Genomic DNA, 16,265 nt, shown 5'->3' with positions numbered 1-16,265 from the left:
CCGCAACGCCGACGGCCACCTCGCCCGGGGGGGCGGTCGGTGCATCGGGCTGGTGGGATGCCAGCACGATTGCGGGCCTGTTGGGAGCGAACGGTGCGCCGGTCCCCGCGTGGGGAAGCGCCGTATACGCCGTCGCCGACCGCTCGGGCGGCGGCCGCCCGATGCTGCCCTATGCCTATGCGGGTGGGGCGGTCGCGTCGGCGATGCCGCGTGTCTCCGGCCTGCTCGGCGGCATCGGCTACAATGCAGCGACGCCGGGTTTCCTGCAGCCGGCGCTGTCGCCCGATCTCGGCTTTCAGGCCGGCGCGGTGGAGTTCGGCCCCGATACCGCGTGGTCGCGCCTCCTTGTCTGGTCGCGGCCCAACCTGCGGCAGGACTCGGGACGGGACGGTGCGGCGATCGTGCTGCTGCAATCGGGATCGATGCCGGTGCTCTCGGCGTCGAGCACCGTGCCCGGCACGCTTGCGCTTTGGCCAGGGGCGGGCGGACCCGTCCTGACGTCGGCGCTGGAGCGGCGTCACACCCACGCGGTGCTGCTGCGGAACACGCCCGGTATCGGCGTCGACGCGTGGCTCGACGGGACGCGGGTCGCGACGGGGGCCGCCAATCCGTTGCCGGCGGGTGCCGCGATGATGACGTTGCTGCACGACGGCACCCCCAATGGCGGCGCGCAATGCTGGCTCAATGAATGCGTCACATGGGAACGAGCGCTCAGTGATGCCGAGGCAGCAGCCGTCATGCAGTACGCCGGCCGCTGGGCCCTCGGGCCGCGCAAGGGCGTTTCGCTGATCGTGAACGGCCAGTCGAACGCGATCAATTTCGTCGAGAACGATGGCGCCGCGTCGCTGATGGTGCAGGGAATCGCATGGCATCTCGGTGCGCTTGCGTGGAACCTGCTTGCGAGCTCCACACAGACCATGGTGGCGAGCCATGGGCTTTATGCCGGGCTGTACGGAGGATCGTTCCTGAATGATCCGGGCGACGGGTCCGACCCGTCGACATGGGCGCTGGGGGCGGACGGGCTGTCGGATCAGGCCTTTCTGGCCGCACAGACCGCCGCTGATCTCGCCGACGCCGATGCCATCTTCTGGTTCTGGAGCGAGAGCGACAGCGCGCGCGCCTATGCCGAGAAGGCAACGTATAAATCGGCGGTGCAGCGCTTCGTGGCCCTCGAACGCGCGATGGTTCCGGGCGCGACCGCAGCGAGCCTTCCGCACCTGTGGTGGAACGCGATGCCGTTCGGTCTTGGCACGGACGGCGGTACGCAGATGATCCGTGAGACGGTGCAGGAATTGTCGACCTTGGCGGGCTATGATCTCACCTGCGTCATGCCGATGACCGCCGACAGCAATCCGCGCGGCGGCACCGACGGATCGCATCTCGACTCGATCGACAATGTCCGCCTGGGACGCCTAGCCGCTCCCGTCGCGGCCCAGGCGCTCCTGACGGCCGGACGCGGGGACAGCATCACGGCGTTGCCGTCCGGACTGCCGCAGCGCGGGGGGCCGGCGATCACGCATGTCTATCGGGAGAGCGACACGATACTCGTCGTGACGGTTCAGCACGACGCCGGTGATGACCTGAAACTGCCGGGTCTCGCGCCACAGGGCGCCGGCTTCGTGGTGATGGATGGTGGCTCCGTCGCAAGCCCCGGTAGGCTGGTCACGGCGGTCGCCTGCAGCCGCATCGACCCGACGCATCTCCAAATCACCCTCGCGCAGCCCCTCGTCAATCCCAGCAATGGCTGCCTGTTGTTCTACCCGTGGGGCATCGGGCGCATCGGGCGCGGCAACGCCGTCACCGACAACTGGTCTGACGTCGTCAAGCCTGCCGGGTGGGACATCGCGGCGGATCTCGGAAGCGCCTGGCTGATCGATTTTCCGCTGGCGGCGACAACACAGCCGGTCGTGCTGTCCGACACACCTTAAAGGGGAGGCTCATGCGCCAGACAGCGGGTAAGATGGTCCCGTTCAATGCCGTGGTCGACGAGGTCGTCGAACGCCTCGCGCGACTGGAGGAGCAGATGCGGCATGTCGTGCTCGCGGTGGAAAAGCTGGGCAACCGGGACACCGAACTCGAGGACGGGCTGCGCCAGATGTCGGAACGGTTCAGCGCCGCCCTGACAAGTCAGGCCGAGACATTCCAGGACAGCCTGAAGGAAGTCACTGAAAGCTTCGTCAGCCGCGAGGACTGGGCGTTTTGGAAAAGTCTGCTCATGGCGGCCTTGCTGGCGCTGCTGGCCTATGGATGGAACGCCCTGACCGGCACGCTGCATCGATGAGCCGCCGGGAGCACATCGCGCAGATGCGGCGACGGCGCAGGGTGCGCCGCCGTCGTCATCTCGTCATGGCGGGCGTATCGGCTGTGCTGGCAGCGCCGTATTTCGCGCATTTGCGTGCCATGCCTGCGTCTGTGGCCTATGCGACGAGGCCTCCTGTGACAACGCTTGGGCCCGAGCCCGTGCCGTCCGGAAGCGGCCGCACCGTTCTTTCGTTCATGCCCCAGTCGGGCGGTATCGTGACGGTCGAGCGCGAAATCGTCGGTGGGGACGGTGTCGTGATCGCCAGTCTGCCCCGGCTTCGACTGTGCCTCAGTCTGTGTGAGGCGGCTAATCCAGGTTTCAGCGCCGGCGGTACGCCGCACGGGCATCGTCGATGATTACCGTCTCGTCGGCACCCCGCAGGTCGAGAACGACAAGACAATCGTCATGCCATTCCGCAAAGCCGACCGGCGACGCGGTCGTGGCGTCTCGGCCACCGCTCCGCAGCATGCTCCTGGCAAGGTCGTAACTGCGCGAGGGCGCAATCTCGTGTGCAATTCGTGTCGCCAACCGCACGGTCGCCAGCGACACGGTCGCGTCCATGCCTTGCGGGTAGGCGGCAGATTCGGTGAAGGCGGCCGACAGATCGCGGAGGGACGTTGCGATCGTCGCTTCGGGCAGCGCCGCAGCGATGGCGTGGGGCACGCCTTCCCGTCCCGCGACACGCAGCACCAGCAACGCGACAAGCCGGCGCAGAAGGCGATGACCTGCCCGGTCCGACCCGACCAGCACATGATCGAGAAGCAGGAACGGCTCGTTCGTCGTCGACCGGGACGTCGCGGCCACGAGGCCGAGCACGCGCCCGGTACCGTCTTCCGTGGCGAAGGTCACATGCTGCGAGGCCCGCAGCGCATCGCGCATCCCGGGGCGCATCGCTGAACCTAATCGGGCTTCCCAATCGAGGGCGTTCCCAATCGCGCTGCCCGCGACATGCTCCAACTGGACGCGCGCGCGCTCGCCGGCGAAGGGACGAAGGCGGCTCTGGGTCGACAGCATCGCGAACAGCCCCCTCGTGAGTGCAAGGCGCAATCTCGGCCTATCGACGTCGCATGTCTGTGAGGTGCTTCACACACGGCAGCCGTGCGCCTCGCCTCGAGGCGTCCGGGTTGCCAAGTCGTGGTGGCGTGGCACTCTGGGCTCGCAGGAGAGCGATCATGGACGAGACAAAGGCCACCGGTCCCCGGGACTGGAAGCATGACGGTGTGCGTGTGATCCCGGGCGATCGCCTGGACGCCAATACGGCCCAGACCCCCGGCATGCAGCGGGCCGCGGCGATCAATGCCGCGCGGGTGGGTGCACAGAAGATATGGGCCGGCACCGTCCGCATCGATCCGGACGCGAAGACCGGCGCCCATCATCACGGTGCCCTGGAAAGCGTCATTTACGTCGTCAGCGGTCGTGCCCGGATGCGGTGGGGCGAACGCCTGGAGTACACGGCCGAGGCGGGACCCGGGGACTTCATCTATGTGCCCCCGTACGTGCCGCATCAGGAGATCAACGCATTGGCCGACGAGCCGCTTCAGTGCGTGCTCGTGCGCAGTGACAACGAGGCGGTGGTCGTCAATCTCGATATCGACGCGGCGGAGAAGGCCGAGCACGTGCCATGGATCGACCCGATCCACACGCATCCGTAGGCGGCGCTTCGCCGAGCGCGCAGCGTCGTCATCCGCTTATTTTGTGCACCGCAGCAATCTTCCTTCGGACTGGTGCGTTCGAAGGGGTAGGCCGGGGTCCGGCGCTAGCGAAGGCACTCTCATGAAGTGGATGGATCAACTGGCCGATACCGCGCGGCGATTGCAGGCGGGGCTTGGCTTGCCGGACATGATGCCCCTGGTCACGCCATCGTCGCCCCGACGGAGCGCGAAACCGTCCGGTCGGACGGCGCGGCGGTCGGACGTACCGGATGGGACGGATGGCCCTGCGCTGCGCCGTGTCCGTTTCGAGCGCAACAATCCAGGCAAGCTGGGGCTCCTGCTATATAAATCCGCCCGCCTGGAGGCCCGTCCGCCGCTGGTGCTGCTTCTGCACGGGTGTCGCCAGGATGCGGCCACCTTTGCCCGCGAAAGCGGATGGCTGGCGCGCATCGAGCGTGCCGGGGGCATCCTTGCCGTGCCCGAGCAGCGGCGGGAGAACAACCACAGCCAGTGCTTCAACTGGTTCGACGTGGACGGACCGGCAGGCCGTGCGGAGCTGGCCTCGCTGGGTCACATCGTCGACGGCCTGCGCGCGCGCCACGATTGTGATCCGGATCGCACATGCGTGGTTGGACTGTCTGCGGGCGGGGCGATGGCGGCCGCGCTGATGGCGGCGGCGCCGGACCGTATCGCCGCGGGCGCGGTGGTTGCTGGCCTGCCGGTCGGGGTCGCCCATTCCGCCGGCGAGGCGCTTCACAAGATGGTGGCGCCGGCGGCCAGTATGTCCGATGCCCAGTGGGACAGTCGCGCACGGGCCCTTGCTCCCGCCGGATATGTGGGCCGGTGGCCGCGCTTGTCGGTGTGGCACGGCACGGCGGATCAGGTGGTCAACGACGAGAACGCGGCGTTGCTCGTGCAGCAATGGTGCGCCCTGCAGGGGCTTGCCGGGCCGCCGGTGAAGTCGGCTTCGGTGTGCGATGGTCGTGTGCGGTATGAGGCGTGGTCGTCCGACGGCGCCGATACGGTTGTTGAGCGGTGGGCCCTGAGCGGCGTCGATCATGCCTATCCCATTGGTCCCGACGGGCGCCCCGGCCGGTGGGTCGCGCCGACCGCCATCGATGCGACGGCGGAAATCGCGGCCTTCTTCGCGCTTGGCGGAGGGCAGGCGCCTAGCGATAGGCCTCGTGCAGCTGGCGGATGAGAGGGTTGTCCGTGTCCGGATGCAGGCGCCACTGAAAGTGGCGGGTGCGCCGCCCGATGGTGCGGCGGCGCCACGCCACCGGATCGAAGTCCGGCGCCGGCCAGACATCCCGATACGTGCCGGTCTGTAGATAGTGGGCAAAGGGGTCCCGGTTGGGTCCGACCTGCTGCGCATAGGTTTTCAGATACCACGCGAGGTCGAAGGCGGCGTTGGGGCTGACGGTCTGACTGCGGCGGCGTTCCAGAAAATGCGCGAGCGCTAGGCGCTCCGGTGGCACGTCATACGTGGCGCGGTACCAGAGCGGGTCGAAATACACGACCGGCCGGCGGCCGGCGGCCTCGCCTTCCAGGATATAGTGGCAGAGCGGATTGATGCCGAGGCGTTCGACCTCGGGGTTGGTCCGCAGATACCAGGCGGTGTTGAAGTAGATGTTCGGCTGCCGCCCCTCCCGCCAACCGAAGCCGCAGAAATGCTCGATCGGGTCCAGCGCGGCCTCGTGCACGTCCGATCCGTTGATCAGGTAATGGTTGGCGTCGAACAGGCCCGATTGCCCGATGATGGCGGCTTCGGTCGGCAGTGCCTTGCGGCGCCGGTCGGCAATGATGACCTCGAACATGTCACTGTCGGGCGGGAGTGTCGCGTAGGGCCCGCTGCGTGCCGCGACATACAGATCGCGACACGGAAGCCGCCGGCGGCTGGCACGGTTGCGCAGAAAGTCCGCCAGCGCCGAGGTGCTGCGCGGGAGGTCGTAGGCATCGCGGTACCAGGCGGGGTCGAAGTTCGGGCCGGGCGCCATGTCGGCCGCCTCCCCGTGTCGGGCATAATGCAGCAGCGGCGACATGTCGCCGATATGGCCGGCACGCGCGCGGTAGTCGATCACGTCGAAATAGGCGTTGGGCGGTCGCCCTTCAGCTTCGCCGAAGCGGGCATAGTGGTCTTCGGGGGCGATGCCGGCCGCCACGATATCGGGGTGCACGCGCGCATACCACGCGGCGTCGAACAGCCCCGTCGCGGCGATCTCCGCGGTCTCTGTCATGCGCCCGCATGGGGATTGGTCGCGACGAAGGCGCGAAGGGCTTCGGCCGCCTCGCGCACCGGCACATCCCATACGCCGGGCGCCGGCTGACGGAACAGGCGCACGGACGGATACCACGGCGAATCGCTGCGCTCGAGCAGCCAGCGCCAGTCACTGGGACGGGGCGTGAGGATCCAGGCCGGCCGACCGATCGCGCCGGTCAGATGGCCCACCGCCGTATCGACCGTTATGACGAGATCGAGATTGGTTACCAGAGCCGCGGTTTCCTCGAAGTCCGATAGCGTGTCGGCATCGTCGCGCAGCCCCGCGAAGGCCCCCAGAAGGCCCACGTCCGCCGCCGGCATCGGCCGCTGCAGCGACACGAAATGCACACCGGCGACTTCGGACAGCGGCAGCAGCGCGGAAAGCCGGATCGACCGGCGGCGGTCGTTCGGGTGCGTCGGGCGCCCCGACCAGGCGAGGCCGATGCGCGGACGGTCCCGGCCGAGGCGGGTATCCAGCACATCCCGCCAATGAGCGACGCGTGCCGGATCGGGGCTCAGATAGGGCCCATCCCAGGGGATCGTGTCCAGTTCGGTGCGCAGAAGATACGGCAGGCTCGACAGGCGGGCGTGGGCGGCGTGGCCCGGGATCTCATCCCAGCGGTGATGGCACGACTCGATGCCCGGGAGCTTGGCGATCAGCGGCGCGAGTTCCGGACTGCATCCGACTGTCAGCCCCTGGCACAGTTTCGCGGCGATCGGGATGTACCGGGCGAACTGGATCGTGTCGCCATAACCCTGGTCGCCGATCAGCAGCAGCCGCCCCTGCAGCTTCATGCCGTTCCACAGGGCGGAGGTGATGCGGGGCAGGGTGCCTTTTGCCGCCTCGGTCTCGTTGCGCCATTCATATTCGATCCAGCCGGGCTGCATCTCGCCCTGTGCGAGCAGGATCTGGCCGAGCGCCAGATGCGCCGACGCCTCCTTGGGATCGAGGCCGAGGGTGCGCAGGAGGCACGCCACCGCCTGACCGCGTTCGTCGAGGTCGATCAGCGCGAGCGCCAGGTTGATCAGGTATTGCGGGTTGTTCGACTGCAGCCGCACGGCCGTCTGGCCCGCGCGCACCGCGTCCTGGGTGCGGCAGGCCAGACGGTAGAGGGCGCACAGGTTGGCGTGCCAGCCGGCGACGTTGGGCTGCTGCGCGGTCGCGCGTTCGAGCAGGGTGATCCCTTCCTCGACCGCGCCGCGTTGGGCATGGATGGTGCCCATCAACGCCAGGGCGGCCGGCTGGTCCGCGGCGGTCGCCAGCACGTCCTGACAGATGCCCATCGCCTCGTTCCAGCGCTTCGCCTGCGCGGCCTGGCGGGCGCGGACGAGGGCGGCCTCGATCGGGTCGGGCGGGGGCGCCTGGCCGGCGGGAGCCGGCGCCGGAGCCGAGGCGGCCGAGGGGGCGGGAGCGGTCGACTTCTGGACGGTGTCAGGCGGCGGGAGGACGGCGGGATTGTTCATGGCATCCGTGGTACTCGCGTAACGCTCTCCGTATCGCCGTCCGGCAGCCGGTCAAGTCCTCCGCCGCGCGCCATCGATCCTCCTTGTCGCCTGTCTCAGTTCCGGGGAGGCGTATCGATGGCGGCGGTCGTGCGGCGGCGCGGCCCCTCGGAAATCTCGCTGATCAGCTTGCGCTTGATGGCATTGGCGAAGTCGTGGAAGTCGTGGATTTCCAGGACGAAGCTGCTCGGGCCGCCGGAGACGTTCTCGCGGTAGTATTTGCCGAGGCCGCCCGGCGGCTGGACATGCGCGAAGGTCCACGATGCCGGATGCTCGTTGATGATGGCCAGGCCGTTGATGGTGATCCCGAGTTTCAGCGCGTCGTCACGGGCCTGCGAGACCTCGCGGCCGGCGTTGCTCGTGCCGTCGCCGCAGACGTCGATCACCTTGCGGGTGGCCTGGATCGGGCTGCCGGTGATGGATTGCACCGCGAGGTCGATGCCCGATCCGATCGCGGTACGGCCGTAATACGACCGCGGCGCTTCCATCAGCCGCGCGAGGAAGGCATCGGCGCTGGCCGCGTCCCGGATGATGGTCCAGTCGACGACCGTCCGCACCTCGTAGTTGCTGGCGAACTCCAGGTAGGAGACGGCGATGGCGCCGTTCGGGCCCGCCTTGATCGCGTTGAGCACTTCGGGGCTCGTGAACGCCGCCTGGTAGCCGTTCTTCTCCAGGTCGAACTCACTGTCGTCGATGCTGCGGGACACGTCGGTCACCAGGGCGAGCATGACATCGACCGTGTCGGCCGCGCGTGCCGTGGCCGGCAGGCACAGCGCGCCCCCGAGCATGGTTCCAGGCAGAAGCACAGCCAGTGCCAGCAGCGTCCGCACGCGGACCCTCCCCGTATTGTTGTTGCGGTCCGCCGCTTCGCGGCGCCCAAGGGATTTGGGGGCCAAGTCGTACCGCCGGTCAAAGCCTAATGCAGGGGTGGCGCTATTGGCTCGCCCATATGATCCGGTGGATCCAGGCGACGTCCGACAGGTCGAAGCTGTAGTCGGGATGGGCCGGGTTGAAGCTGCGCAGCTCCACCCGCCGGGCGGAACGGCGGGCCAGCTGCTTGGCCATCACCTCGCCGTGGACCGTGCGGACGACCACCCGGTCGCCGCGCCGGATCGGGGCGTTGGGCGAGACGATCACCATGTCGCCGTCGCGGAAGACGGGCTCCATCGAGTCGCCGCTGACTTCGAGCGCGTAAGCGTTCAAGTCCCCGACCTCGGGCAGGCTCACCTCATCCCAGCCGCCGCCGACCGGATAGCCGCCGTCGTCGAAGAACCCGTCGCTGCCCGCCTGCGCGAGACCGATGAGCGGGATCCGCCGGCCGGGATGGCGGCTGGCGCTCGATAGCGCGCGTGCCCCGCTGACGAGCGTGGAGAATGCCTCCAGCGTCGCGCCGGTGGCGTGCAGGACCTTCGCGAGGCTCTCGGTGCTCGGCCAGCGTGGCCGGCCGTCGGGCATGCAGCGCTTCGACGGGTTGAACGTGGTGGCGTCGAGCCCCGCCCGCTTCGCGAGACCGGAGGCCGACAGGCCGTTTTCGGCGGCAAGCGTGTCGATCGCCCGCCAGATGTCTTCGTGCTTCATGCCGCCCTGCGGGCCGATGTGTCGTGGGCCGTCGACCGGCGCGCCAGCCGCCGAGTCGTATCCATGGGTCAGTCTGCTAGGACTGGCAGCCGGCGCCAATAGGAAAAATCACCAACAACCATTGCGCGCATTTACAACTTAAGGTTTAGTGTTCCGGTAACGTTCACGCGTTCCACCCCAGGAGGTCCTATGTCCCCTGCCGCTTTCGGCCGGCCCGTGCCGGCCCGCGCCGTTCCCGCCCCCGCCGTCCCGGCCCAGCCGTTCCGCAGCGCGGAGGAGGCGTGGCACTGGACGATGGCGGCCCTTGTCGCGCGGCGGGACGGGGCGCGCTGCCGGGCCGGGCTTGGTGCGGTGCCGCGTCCGTGCGAGCCGGATGACGTGGTGAAGTGCCTTGACCAGCTCTATCGGCGCCGGCGCATCGACCTCGTTCACGCGCGGGTCCTGCGCATCTGGGGGGAGCGGCAATCGGCGCCGAACCCCGCGCACGCGACCGAGCGGTGTGACTGGCGCCTGTGGCGCGAGGCGCTGGAGCGGCTCGAATGGCCGCTGCGGGTCAAGGGGATCGTGGCGGGTTGAGAGAATAATAGGAAAATAATCTTGATTCCGTCGCCGTGACGGGCTAATACGGTCGGGCCAGCGGGCAAGCTGTGTCCGCCGGCTGTCTCCTCCCTCCGTTACCTCGCGCCGCCGCCCCCCAAGGGCGGCGGCTTTTTTTGTGCCCGGAGCCCAGCATGGCATTCAGTCTGCGCAACCTGTCGGTCCTCGCCTACGCCAACGGTTTCACGCTGTGGCACTGCAAGACACCCGACCGGCTGGCCGAGGCGGCGGCGGACGGCTATTTCGACGCGGCGGCCGACATGCTCGCGGCCGGCGATCTGGTGATGATTTCGGCCGCCGACGGTGCCCGCATCCTGGTCGCCGGACCGGCATCGGAGGGACGGCGCCTCGTGCCGCTCGCCTGAATCGTCTCGTCAATCGACCGCGGCGACCGGCCGAGGATGCGTCGGAGTTTCTTCGACGAGACCGGTCCCGGCGCCGGCTCCTAGCCCGTCCGGCGCAGGATTTCGCGCATGTGGCGGGACCGTCCGGCCTCCGTCGGCTCCCACCGTCCATCCGGGCGCAGCCGGGCCAGGCCCATGCCGGCCAGCCGGTCCAGACACGGGCCATCCTTCAGCCCCGCCGGCCGCCCCGTCGCGTCAACGAGTGTCAGGCGATGGAGCGCCGCGCGACAGCACGTCTCCAGATACGGTTCGTCCCAGACCATGCCGTCAAGGTGCGCCGGCACGCGGGGTCTTGCCAGTCCCCCCGATGGGGCAGGGACGCCGGCGCCATACGGCTTCCGTGCGGACGGGCCGCGGGGCATAAGCCGCCGCCATGACGCCGCGCATCGCCTCCACCGTCGCCCGCCGCCTCGGTGATCTCGACCCCGAGACGGCCCACGCCCTTGCCCTGCGCGCGCTGCGTCTCGGCCTCGCCGGTCGTGACCGCGGGCGCGACGATCCCGCGCTTGCCGTCGAGACGCTCGGCCTGCGCTTTCCCAATCCGATCGGCCTTGCCGCCGGCTTCGACAAGAACGCGGCGGCGGTGAGCGGCCTGATGGCCCTCGGCTTCGGCTATGTGGAGGCAGGGACCGTCACGCCGCGTCCGCAGCCGGGCAATCCGCGCCCGCGGCTGTTCCGCCTCGCGGGCGACGCCGCGGTGATTAACCGGCTCGGGTTCAACAACGCCGGGCTCGGCGTCTTCCTGCGAAACCTGCGGCGGGCGCGGCGGCGCGACCGGCCGCTCGGCGCCAATGTCGGCATCAACAAGGACAGCACGGATATCGCGGGCGACTACGCGCGCATGGTCGCGGCGGTGGCGCCGCATGCCGACTACGTCACGATCAACGTCTCGTCGCCGAACACGCCCGGCCTGCGCGACCTGCAGGCGGGCGACCGTCTCGCCGCGATCCTTGCGGCCATCGCCGACGCCGCGCCGCAGCGGCCGCCGCTCCTGGTCAAGCTCGCCCCCGACCTGCCCGACGCAGCCTTGCGCGACATCGTCGAGACGTGCATCGCCGGGGGCGTGCAGGGGCTCATCGTGTCCAACACGACGATCGCGCGTCCGGCGGCCCTGCGCTCGCCGCTCGCGCGCGAACAGGGCGGCCTGTCCGGCGCGCCGCTGTTCGCGCTCGCGACGGCGATGCTGGCGCGCGCCGCCCTGCTTGCCGAGGGGCGGCTCGTGCTGATCGGCGTCGGCGGCATCGCGACCGGCGTGCAGGCGCTGCGTAAATTGCAGGCCGGCGCATCGCTGGTGCAGCTCTACACCGGCTTCGCCTATGGCGGTCCGGCGCTGATCCCCCGCATCAAGCACGAACTGCTCGCGGCGCTGCGCGCCGAAGGCTATGCCCGCGCGGCCGATGCCGTCGGCACCGATCGCGAACGTCTGGCGGGAGCCGTCTGATGCGTCACCTGCGTGGTCTCGCCACCCTTGCCGATGCGTATGACGGCTTCATCGTCGATCTGTGGGGCGTGGTGCATGACGGCGTGCGGCCCTATCCGGGCGCGATTTCCTGCCTCGCCGCGCTGCGCGACCAGGGCAAGCCGCTGGTTCTGCTGTCCAACGCTCCCCGACGGGCGGCCTCGGCGCGGACGGCGCTGCGCGCGATGGGCATCGCCGACGACCTCTATACCGACCTCGTGACGAGCGGCGAGGCGGTGCACCGCGCGCTGCGCGAGCGCGCCGATCCGTGGTTCGCTTCCCTCGGACGGCGCGTGTTCCATCTCGGGCCGGAACGCGACCGCAACGTCTACACGGGCCTCGATCTGGAACCGGTGCCCACCCCGGCGGGGGCGTCCTTCGTGCTCAACACCGGACCGGACGACGAGGCCGACCCGACCGATCTGGCTGCCTTCGCCCCCGTGCTCGCCGCCTGCCGGGCGGCTTCGTTGCCGATGATCTGCGCCAACCCCGATCTCGACGTCATACGCGACGGCGTGCGGATGCTCTGCGCCGGCGCGCTCGCGCAGCAATACGCGATGCTCGGCGGCGACGTGCGGTCGCTCGGGAAGCCCGACCCCGCGATCTACGGACCGGTGATCGACCGGCTCGGCGTGCCGCCGGGCCGCATCCTGGCCATCGGCGACTCGCTGCGCACGGACATCGCCGGCGCGGCGGCGTGCGGGATCGATGCGTGCTGGGTGCTGGGCGGTATTCACGCGGATGAACTGGCGGCGGGGCTCGATCCTGCCGACGCTGCACGCGCCGTCGGGCTCGCGCCCGTCGCGACCTTGTCCGCCCTGATCTGGTAAGGCCGGCGACCGGGCGCTCAGGCGTGTCCGGCGTCGCCCGACAGCAGCAGCGGGTCGATGTGCAGCTTCGCCAGCGCGCGGCGCCACTTCGTGTCGGTGTCGGCGTCGAACACGATGGTCTCGTCGGCCGGCACGGATAGCCACGCGTTCTGCTGCACTTCCTGATCGAGCTGCCCCGGCCCCCATCCGGCGTAGCCGAGCGCCAGCACGCCAGCGCGCGGCCCGTGTCCCTCGGCGAGCGCCTTCAGCACGTCGAGGCTGGCGGTCAGCGCGAGATCGTCGGTGACGCGCAGCGTGCCGTCGCTCGTCCAGTCGGATGTATGGAGCACGAAGCCCCGCCCGTCCTCGACCGGCCCGCCCGAGCACACGCGCACACGCCGGGCCGGGGGCTGCGGCGAAATGTCGTGCTGGCGCAGGATATCCTCGAAGGTCGGGCGCGACAGGGGGCGGTTGACCACGATGCCCATCGCGGCCTCCGACGTGTGCGCGCAGATGAAGATCACGCTGTGCGCAAAGCGCGGATCTTCCATCGACGGCATCGCGACCAGCAGGCTGCCGGTCAGCATCCAGCCCTCGTCGCCGGTGCCGACCCTGGGGGTGCTCTCGATCGCCATGCGGCGAAGGTGGTCCCGAAGCCATCGTCGCGCAAGCGGCTCGTGCTGCGCCGCACGAGCGCGCGTGACTCCCGCCTGCCGCCCCGTTACACGACCGTCATGCGCAACCGCAGTGACGGAGCCTCCGTATGATCAAGGTCGGCGATACCCTCCCCTCGATGAAGGTCATGACCGTCGGCCCGGACGGACCCAAGGAGAGCGATACCGATACACTGTTCAAGGGCCGCAAGGTCGTACTGTTCGCCGTCCCCGGCGCCTTCACGCCGACCTGCAGCGCCAAGCACCTGCCGGGCTTCATCGACCATCTCGATGGCATCATGGCAAAGGGCGCGGATGCGGTGGTGTGCATGGCGGTCAACGATCCCTTCGTGATGCAGGCCTGGGCCCGCAGCCAGGACGGCAGCGAGCGCATCATCATGCTCGCGGACGGATCGGGGCTGCTGACCAAGGCACTCGGGCTCGAACTCGACCTCGTCGCGCGCGGCCTCGGCGTGCGCAGCCAGCGCTTCGCCATGATCGTGGACGACATGAAGGTGACGCATCTCGCGATCGAGGCGCCGGGCGGCTTCGAGGTCAGCCGGGCGGAGGCGGTTCTCGGCGTTCTGTAGCCGCCCCGGTCGGCTCGTCCTTCCGGAACGGCGACTCCTCGGCCAGCGCGGCCATCTCCGCCAGCATCGCGGGCCGTTCCTCGTCGAGGAACGCGCCCACCGCGCGCGACAGCCCGCGATGCGCGATCCAATGCGCCGAATAGGTCGCGCGCGGCAGGTAGCCGCGCTGGATCTTGTGCTGCCCCTGCGCCCCGGCTTCGACGCGCTTCAGCCCGTGCTCGATCGCGAAATCGATGGCGCGGTAATAGCACAGCTCGAAATGCAGGAACGGATACTCGCCCTCGCAGCCCCAGTTGCGGCCGTACAGCGTCTCGCTGCCCGCGAGATTCAGCGCGCCGGCGACCGGCTTTCCGCGGTCTTCGGCGACCATCAGCACCACCCGGTCGCCGAGCCGTTCCGACAGCAGCGTGAAGAAGCCCCGCGTCAGATATGCGCTGCCCCATTTCCGGTCGACCGTCGCGCGATAGAAACGGTGGAAGGCATCCCAGTGGCGCGACGTGATCTCCGACCCGCGCAGCGCCCGGAAAGTCAGCCCCGCCGCGTTGGCATCCCGCCGCTCCCGGCGCAGCACCTTGCGCTTGCGGGAGGACAGCGCGCCGAGAAAATCGTCGAACGACCCATAGCCGGCGTTTTCCCAGTGGAACTGCATGCCGATCCGCTGCAACCAGCCGGCCTCGCCCAGCGTGCCCCATTCCGCCTCGGTGCAGAACGTCACATGCACCGATGACAGCTTCAGTTCGGTGCAGGCCTGCACAAGCGCCTGCGCCAGGGCCGGCGCCGCCGCCGGCGCGCGCACCAGCAGGCGGGGGCCGGGCACCGGGCTGAACGGCACGGCCACCTGCAGCTTCGGATAATAGTCGCCGCCCGCCCGCTCGAAGGCGTTGGCCCAGCCGTGGTCGAACACGTATTCGCCGTAGCTGTGCGACTTGGCATACATCGGCGCGACGCCGATCAGCGCCCCGGCGCCGTCGCGCAGCGCCGCGTGCTGCGGCAGCCAGCCGGTGCGCGCCCCGGCCGAGCCGCTGTCCTCCAACGCCAACAGGAAGGCGTGGCTGACGAACGGGTTGTCCGGCCCGGCGCAGGCGTCCCACTCCGCGGCGTCGATCTGCCCGATCGCGGGATGCAGGCTCAGTGTGTAGCTGGCGGCGGCATCCGTCATGATGCGTCGCAATATGGACGCTCAGGCGATCTCGAACATCCCTTCGACCTCGACCGCCGCGCCGGCGGGCAGGGATGCCACGCCGATCGTGCTGCGGGCATGCCGGCCGGCATCGCCGAAGACGGCCACCGCGAGGTCGGACGCGCCGTTCATCACCGCCGCGTGCCGGCCGTAATCGGGGGTGGAGGCGATGAAGCCGCCGAGCCGTATCACCCGCCGCACCCGGCCAAGGTCGCCGTCGCACGCCGCGCGCAGCTGCGCCAGCACGTTGATCAGGCAGAGCCTCGCGGCCTCCGCCCCGGCCTCGTCCGTGACTTCGGCGCCGAGCCGACCCGTGACGGCCACCGTCCCGTCGCGCATCGGCAACTGCCCCGACACGACGACCAGCGCGCCGCTGCGTACCCAGGGCACATAGTTGGCGAGCGGCGCCGCCGGCGTCGGCAGCGTGATGCCGAGCGATGCCAGCCTGTCCTCGATCATCCCGGCCATCGGCGTCCCCTCATGTTCCAGTCCGGCTGGCGACCAGCCGCAAACGCCGTCCGGGCGTTCCCGCCGCCGGAAGGTCGAGCGGCAATTCGGGCGCCGCGGGTGCCGGGCTCTCCGGCGCGGCTTCCGGCAGGTCGTGCCGTCCCAGATAGCTCGCCGCGAGGCTGCGCGCGACATAGTCCACCGGCGAGGAAGCCCGCGTCACCGCCGGGTCGCCCTCGACGCTGCCCTGCGCGCCGAACCGCGTGCCGGCCAGCGCCTCGACATAGGCCGACAGCGGCACCCCGTGTTGCAGCCCGAGGCTGATCGCCTGCGCGAGGCTGTCCATCAGGCCGCGCACCGCCGGGCTGTCCTTCGGCAGGCTGACCTCGATCTCACCCAGCCGTCCGTCAGCATATTCGCCGGTGCGCAGATAGATGCGGTGGCCGCCCACGGTCGCCTTCTGCGTGTAGCCGCGGCGGCGTGGCGGCAGGTCCTGCCGCACCGGGCCCGTGGCGGCCGGCGGGGCGGGCAGGGCGCCCGGCACCTCCGGCAGCACATGCAGGAACGGCGCGACCGCCTCGCGCATCGCCGCGTGCGCCGCGGCGGCTGCGACCGGCAACGGGTCTTCCCCGGCATAAAGACGCGCCAGGGCTGCCTCGGCGGACAGCCCCCGCGCGGCCAGCGTCGCGCGCGCGGTGCGGGTCAGCGCGGGACCATCGGTGATCGGCGAAAACGGCGGTGCGATGCCGGCGGTCTCGATGCCGAGCAGCGCGTCGGCGACGCCCGGCGCCAGCACGCCCACCCGCACCGTCCCCACCGCCGCGTCGCGCA

19 protein-coding genes are annotated in these 16,265 nt (G+C 69.8%); 9 read left to right on the top strand and 10 right to left on the bottom strand.

Going from position 1 to position 16,265, the window contains the following annotated elements:
• Positions 1 to 161: 161 nt before the first annotated feature.
• Positions 162 to 1,928 (top strand): hypothetical protein, encoded by a 1,767-nt coding sequence (locus B8460_RS03300; RefSeq protein WP_148360298.1) that lies wholly within the window; start codon positions 162 to 164, stop codon positions 1,926 to 1,928.
• Between the two features lie 11 nt (positions 1,929 to 1,939).
• Entirely contained in the window at positions 1,940 to 2,281 is a 342-nt protein-coding gene (locus B8460_RS03295) for a hypothetical protein (RefSeq protein ID WP_148360296.1), read from the top strand.
• Positions 2,282 to 2,620: 339 nt separating this feature from the next.
• On the opposite strand, the gene B8460_RS03290 is transcribed toward B8460_RS03295, so the two are convergent.
• Positions 2,621 to 3,316, bottom strand: coding sequence for a hypothetical protein (locus B8460_RS03290; protein ID WP_148360294.1), 696 nt, complete (start codon positions 3,314 to 3,316; stop codon positions 2,621 to 2,623).
• A gap of 158 nt (positions 3,317 to 3,474) precedes the next feature.
• Between B8460_RS03290 and B8460_RS03285 the strand changes: the two genes are divergently transcribed.
• The gene (locus B8460_RS03285; RefSeq protein WP_048860145.1) at positions 3,475 to 3,954 is read left to right on the top strand and encodes a cupin domain-containing protein; all 480 of its coding nucleotides are present in this window, start codon (positions 3,475 to 3,477) and stop codon (positions 3,952 to 3,954) included.
• Positions 3,955 to 4,075: 121 nt separating this feature from the next.
• On the top strand, positions 4,076 to 5,155 hold the full coding sequence (locus tag B8460_RS03280; RefSeq protein ID WP_084623200.1) for an extracellular catalytic domain type 1 short-chain-length polyhydroxyalkanoate depolymerase: 1,080 nt from the start codon (positions 4,076 to 4,078) through the stop codon (positions 5,153 to 5,155).
• Here the strand turns inward: B8460_RS03280 and B8460_RS03275 are convergent.
• The 4 genes from B8460_RS03275 to B8460_RS03255 form a co-directional block, all read right to left on the bottom strand.
• Positions 5,124 to 6,191 (bottom strand): hypothetical protein, encoded by a 1,068-nt coding sequence (locus B8460_RS03275; RefSeq protein ID WP_052945117.1) that lies wholly within the window; start codon positions 6,189 to 6,191, stop codon positions 5,124 to 5,126. The genes B8460_RS03280 and B8460_RS03275 overlap by 32 nt on opposite strands.
• Positions 6,188 to 7,678 (bottom strand): tetratricopeptide repeat protein, encoded by a 1,491-nt coding sequence (locus B8460_RS03270; RefSeq protein WP_148360293.1) that lies wholly within the window; start codon positions 7,676 to 7,678, stop codon positions 6,188 to 6,190. The genes B8460_RS03275 and B8460_RS03270 overlap by 4 nt, the downstream gene beginning before the upstream one ends.
• Positions 7,679 to 7,773: 95 nt before the next feature.
• On the bottom strand, positions 7,774 to 8,547 hold the full coding sequence (locus B8460_RS03260; RefSeq protein WP_148360291.1) for a DUF1194 domain-containing protein: 774 nt from the start codon (positions 8,545 to 8,547) through the stop codon (positions 7,774 to 7,776).
• Positions 8,548 to 8,650: 103 nt separating this feature from the next.
• A complete protein-coding gene (locus B8460_RS03255; protein ID WP_048860140.1) occupies positions 8,651 to 9,295 on the bottom strand; it encodes a S24 family peptidase in 645 nt (214 codons plus the stop codon).
• Positions 9,296 to 9,484: 189 nt separating this feature from the next.
• Here B8460_RS03255 and B8460_RS03250 point away from each other — a divergent pair, with 189 nt between their 5' ends.
• Together B8460_RS03250 and B8460_RS03245 are read left to right on the top strand one after the other, a co-directional pair.
• On the top strand, positions 9,485 to 9,871 hold the full coding sequence (locus B8460_RS03250; protein WP_241771092.1) for a hypothetical protein: 387 nt from the start codon (positions 9,485 to 9,487) through the stop codon (positions 9,869 to 9,871).
• Positions 9,872 to 10,026: 155 nt separating this feature from the next.
• Complete coding sequence (locus tag B8460_RS03245) at positions 10,027 to 10,257, top strand: hypothetical protein (RefSeq protein ID WP_048860138.1); 231 nt, start codon at positions 10,027 to 10,029, stop codon at positions 10,255 to 10,257.
• An 80-nt stretch (positions 10,258 to 10,337) separates the two neighbouring features.
• Here the strand turns inward: B8460_RS03245 and B8460_RS03240 are convergent, their stop codons facing one another.
• A complete protein-coding gene (locus tag B8460_RS03240; RefSeq protein ID WP_048860137.1) occupies positions 10,338 to 10,559 on the bottom strand; it encodes a hypothetical protein in 222 nt (73 codons plus the stop codon).
• Positions 10,560 to 10,669: 110 nt separating this feature from the next.
• On the opposite strand from B8460_RS03240, the gene B8460_RS03235 reads away from it, so the two are divergent.
• Positions 10,670 to 11,737, top strand: a complete 1,068-nt coding sequence (locus tag B8460_RS03235) for a quinone-dependent dihydroorotate dehydrogenase (RefSeq protein ID WP_048860136.1) — start codon at positions 10,670 to 10,672, stop codon at positions 11,735 to 11,737.
• Positions 11,737 to 12,585, top strand: a complete 849-nt coding sequence (locus tag B8460_RS03230; protein WP_048860135.1) for a TIGR01459 family HAD-type hydrolase — start codon at positions 11,737 to 11,739, stop codon at positions 12,583 to 12,585. Before B8460_RS03235 ends, B8460_RS03230 begins: the two co-directional genes overlap by 1 nt.
• A 17-nt stretch (positions 12,586 to 12,602) precedes the next feature.
• Here B8460_RS03230 and B8460_RS03225 read toward each other — a convergent pair whose 3' ends face one another.
• Positions 12,603 to 13,199: a YqgE/AlgH family protein gene (locus tag B8460_RS03225; RefSeq protein ID WP_048860134.1), complete on the bottom strand. Its 597-nt coding sequence runs from the start codon at positions 13,197 to 13,199 to the stop codon at positions 12,603 to 12,605.
• Between the two features lie 128 nt (positions 13,200 to 13,327).
• On the opposite strand from B8460_RS03225, the gene B8460_RS03220 reads away from it, so the two are divergent.
• Positions 13,328 to 13,807: a peroxiredoxin gene (locus tag B8460_RS03220; RefSeq protein WP_048860133.1), complete on the top strand. Its 480-nt coding sequence runs from the start codon at positions 13,328 to 13,330 to the stop codon at positions 13,805 to 13,807.
• On the opposite strand, the gene B8460_RS03215 is transcribed toward B8460_RS03220, so the two are convergent.
• From B8460_RS03215 to B8460_RS21580, 3 genes are all read right to left on the bottom strand, one after another.
• Complete coding sequence (locus tag B8460_RS03215) at positions 13,773 to 14,966, bottom strand: GNAT family N-acetyltransferase (RefSeq protein WP_048860132.1); 1,194 nt, start codon at positions 14,964 to 14,966, stop codon at positions 13,773 to 13,775. The genes B8460_RS03220 and B8460_RS03215 overlap by 35 nt on opposite strands.
• 21 nt (positions 14,967 to 14,987) lie before the next feature.
• On the bottom strand, positions 14,988 to 15,455 hold the full coding sequence (locus B8460_RS03210; RefSeq protein WP_048860131.1) for a RidA family protein: 468 nt from the start codon (positions 15,453 to 15,455) through the stop codon (positions 14,988 to 14,990).
• A gap of 10 nt (positions 15,456 to 15,465) precedes the next feature.
• On the bottom strand, positions 15,466 to 16,265 hold an 800-nt coding region (locus tag B8460_RS21580; RefSeq protein WP_048860130.1), incomplete at its 5' end, for a TSCPD domain-containing protein.

It is taken from the genome of Acidisphaera rubrifaciens HS-AP3 (assembly GCF_000964365.1).
GTDB classification, from domain to species: domain Bacteria; phylum Pseudomonadota; class Alphaproteobacteria; order Acetobacterales; family Acetobacteraceae; genus Acidisphaera; species Acidisphaera rubrifaciens.
The sequence above is the reverse complement of the archived record's forward strand: the minus strand, read 5'-3'. Positions and strand labels throughout refer to the sequence as shown.

Coding starts and splice junctions, on each gene's coding strand:
- B8460_RS03300 (WP_148360298.1), top strand. CDS start 162: ATGCTGCCCTATGCCTATGCGGGTGGGGCGGTCGCGTCGGCGATGCCG.
- B8460_RS03295 (WP_148360296.1), top strand. CDS start 1,940: ATGCGCCAGACAGCGGGTAAGATGGTCCCGTTCAATGCCGTGGTCGAC.
- B8460_RS03290 (WP_148360294.1), bottom strand. CDS start 3,316: ATGCTGTCGACCCAGAGCCGCCTTCGTCCCTTCGCCGGCGAGCGCGCG.
- B8460_RS03285 (WP_048860145.1), top strand. CDS start 3,475: ATGGACGAGACAAAGGCCACCGGTCCCCGGGACTGGAAGCATGACGGT.
- B8460_RS03280 (WP_084623200.1), top strand. CDS start 4,076: ATGAAGTGGATGGATCAACTGGCCGATACCGCGCGGCGATTGCAGGCG.
- B8460_RS03275 (WP_052945117.1), bottom strand. CDS start 6,191: ATGACAGAGACCGCGGAGATCGCCGCGACGGGGCTGTTCGACGCCGCG.
- B8460_RS03270 (WP_148360293.1), bottom strand. CDS start 7,678: ATGAACAATCCCGCCGTCCTCCCGCCGCCTGACACCGTCCAGAAGTCG.
- B8460_RS03255 (WP_048860140.1), bottom strand. CDS start 9,295: ATGAAGCACGAAGACATCTGGCGGGCGATCGACACGCTTGCCGCCGAA.
- B8460_RS03250 (WP_241771092.1), top strand. CDS start 9,485: ATGTCCCCTGCCGCTTTCGGCCGGCCCGTGCCGGCCCGCGCCGTTCCC.
- B8460_RS03245 (WP_048860138.1), top strand. CDS start 10,027: ATGGCATTCAGTCTGCGCAACCTGTCGGTCCTCGCCTACGCCAACGGT.
- B8460_RS03240 (WP_048860137.1), bottom strand. CDS start 10,559: ATGGTCTGGGACGAACCGTATCTGGAGACGTGCTGTCGCGCGGCGCTC.
- B8460_RS03235 (WP_048860136.1), top strand. CDS start 10,670: ATGACGCCGCGCATCGCCTCCACCGTCGCCCGCCGCCTCGGTGATCTC.
- B8460_RS03230 (WP_048860135.1), top strand. CDS start 11,737: ATGCGTCACCTGCGTGGTCTCGCCACCCTTGCCGATGCGTATGACGGC.
- B8460_RS03225 (WP_048860134.1), bottom strand. CDS start 13,199: ATGGCGATCGAGAGCACCCCCAGGGTCGGCACCGGCGACGAGGGCTGG.
- B8460_RS03220 (WP_048860133.1), top strand. CDS start 13,328: ATGATCAAGGTCGGCGATACCCTCCCCTCGATGAAGGTCATGACCGTC.
- B8460_RS03215 (WP_048860132.1), bottom strand. CDS start 14,966: ATGACGGATGCCGCCGCCAGCTACACACTGAGCCTGCATCCCGCGATC.
- B8460_RS03210 (WP_048860131.1), bottom strand. CDS start 15,455: ATGGCCGGGATGATCGAGGACAGGCTGGCATCGCTCGGCATCACGCTG.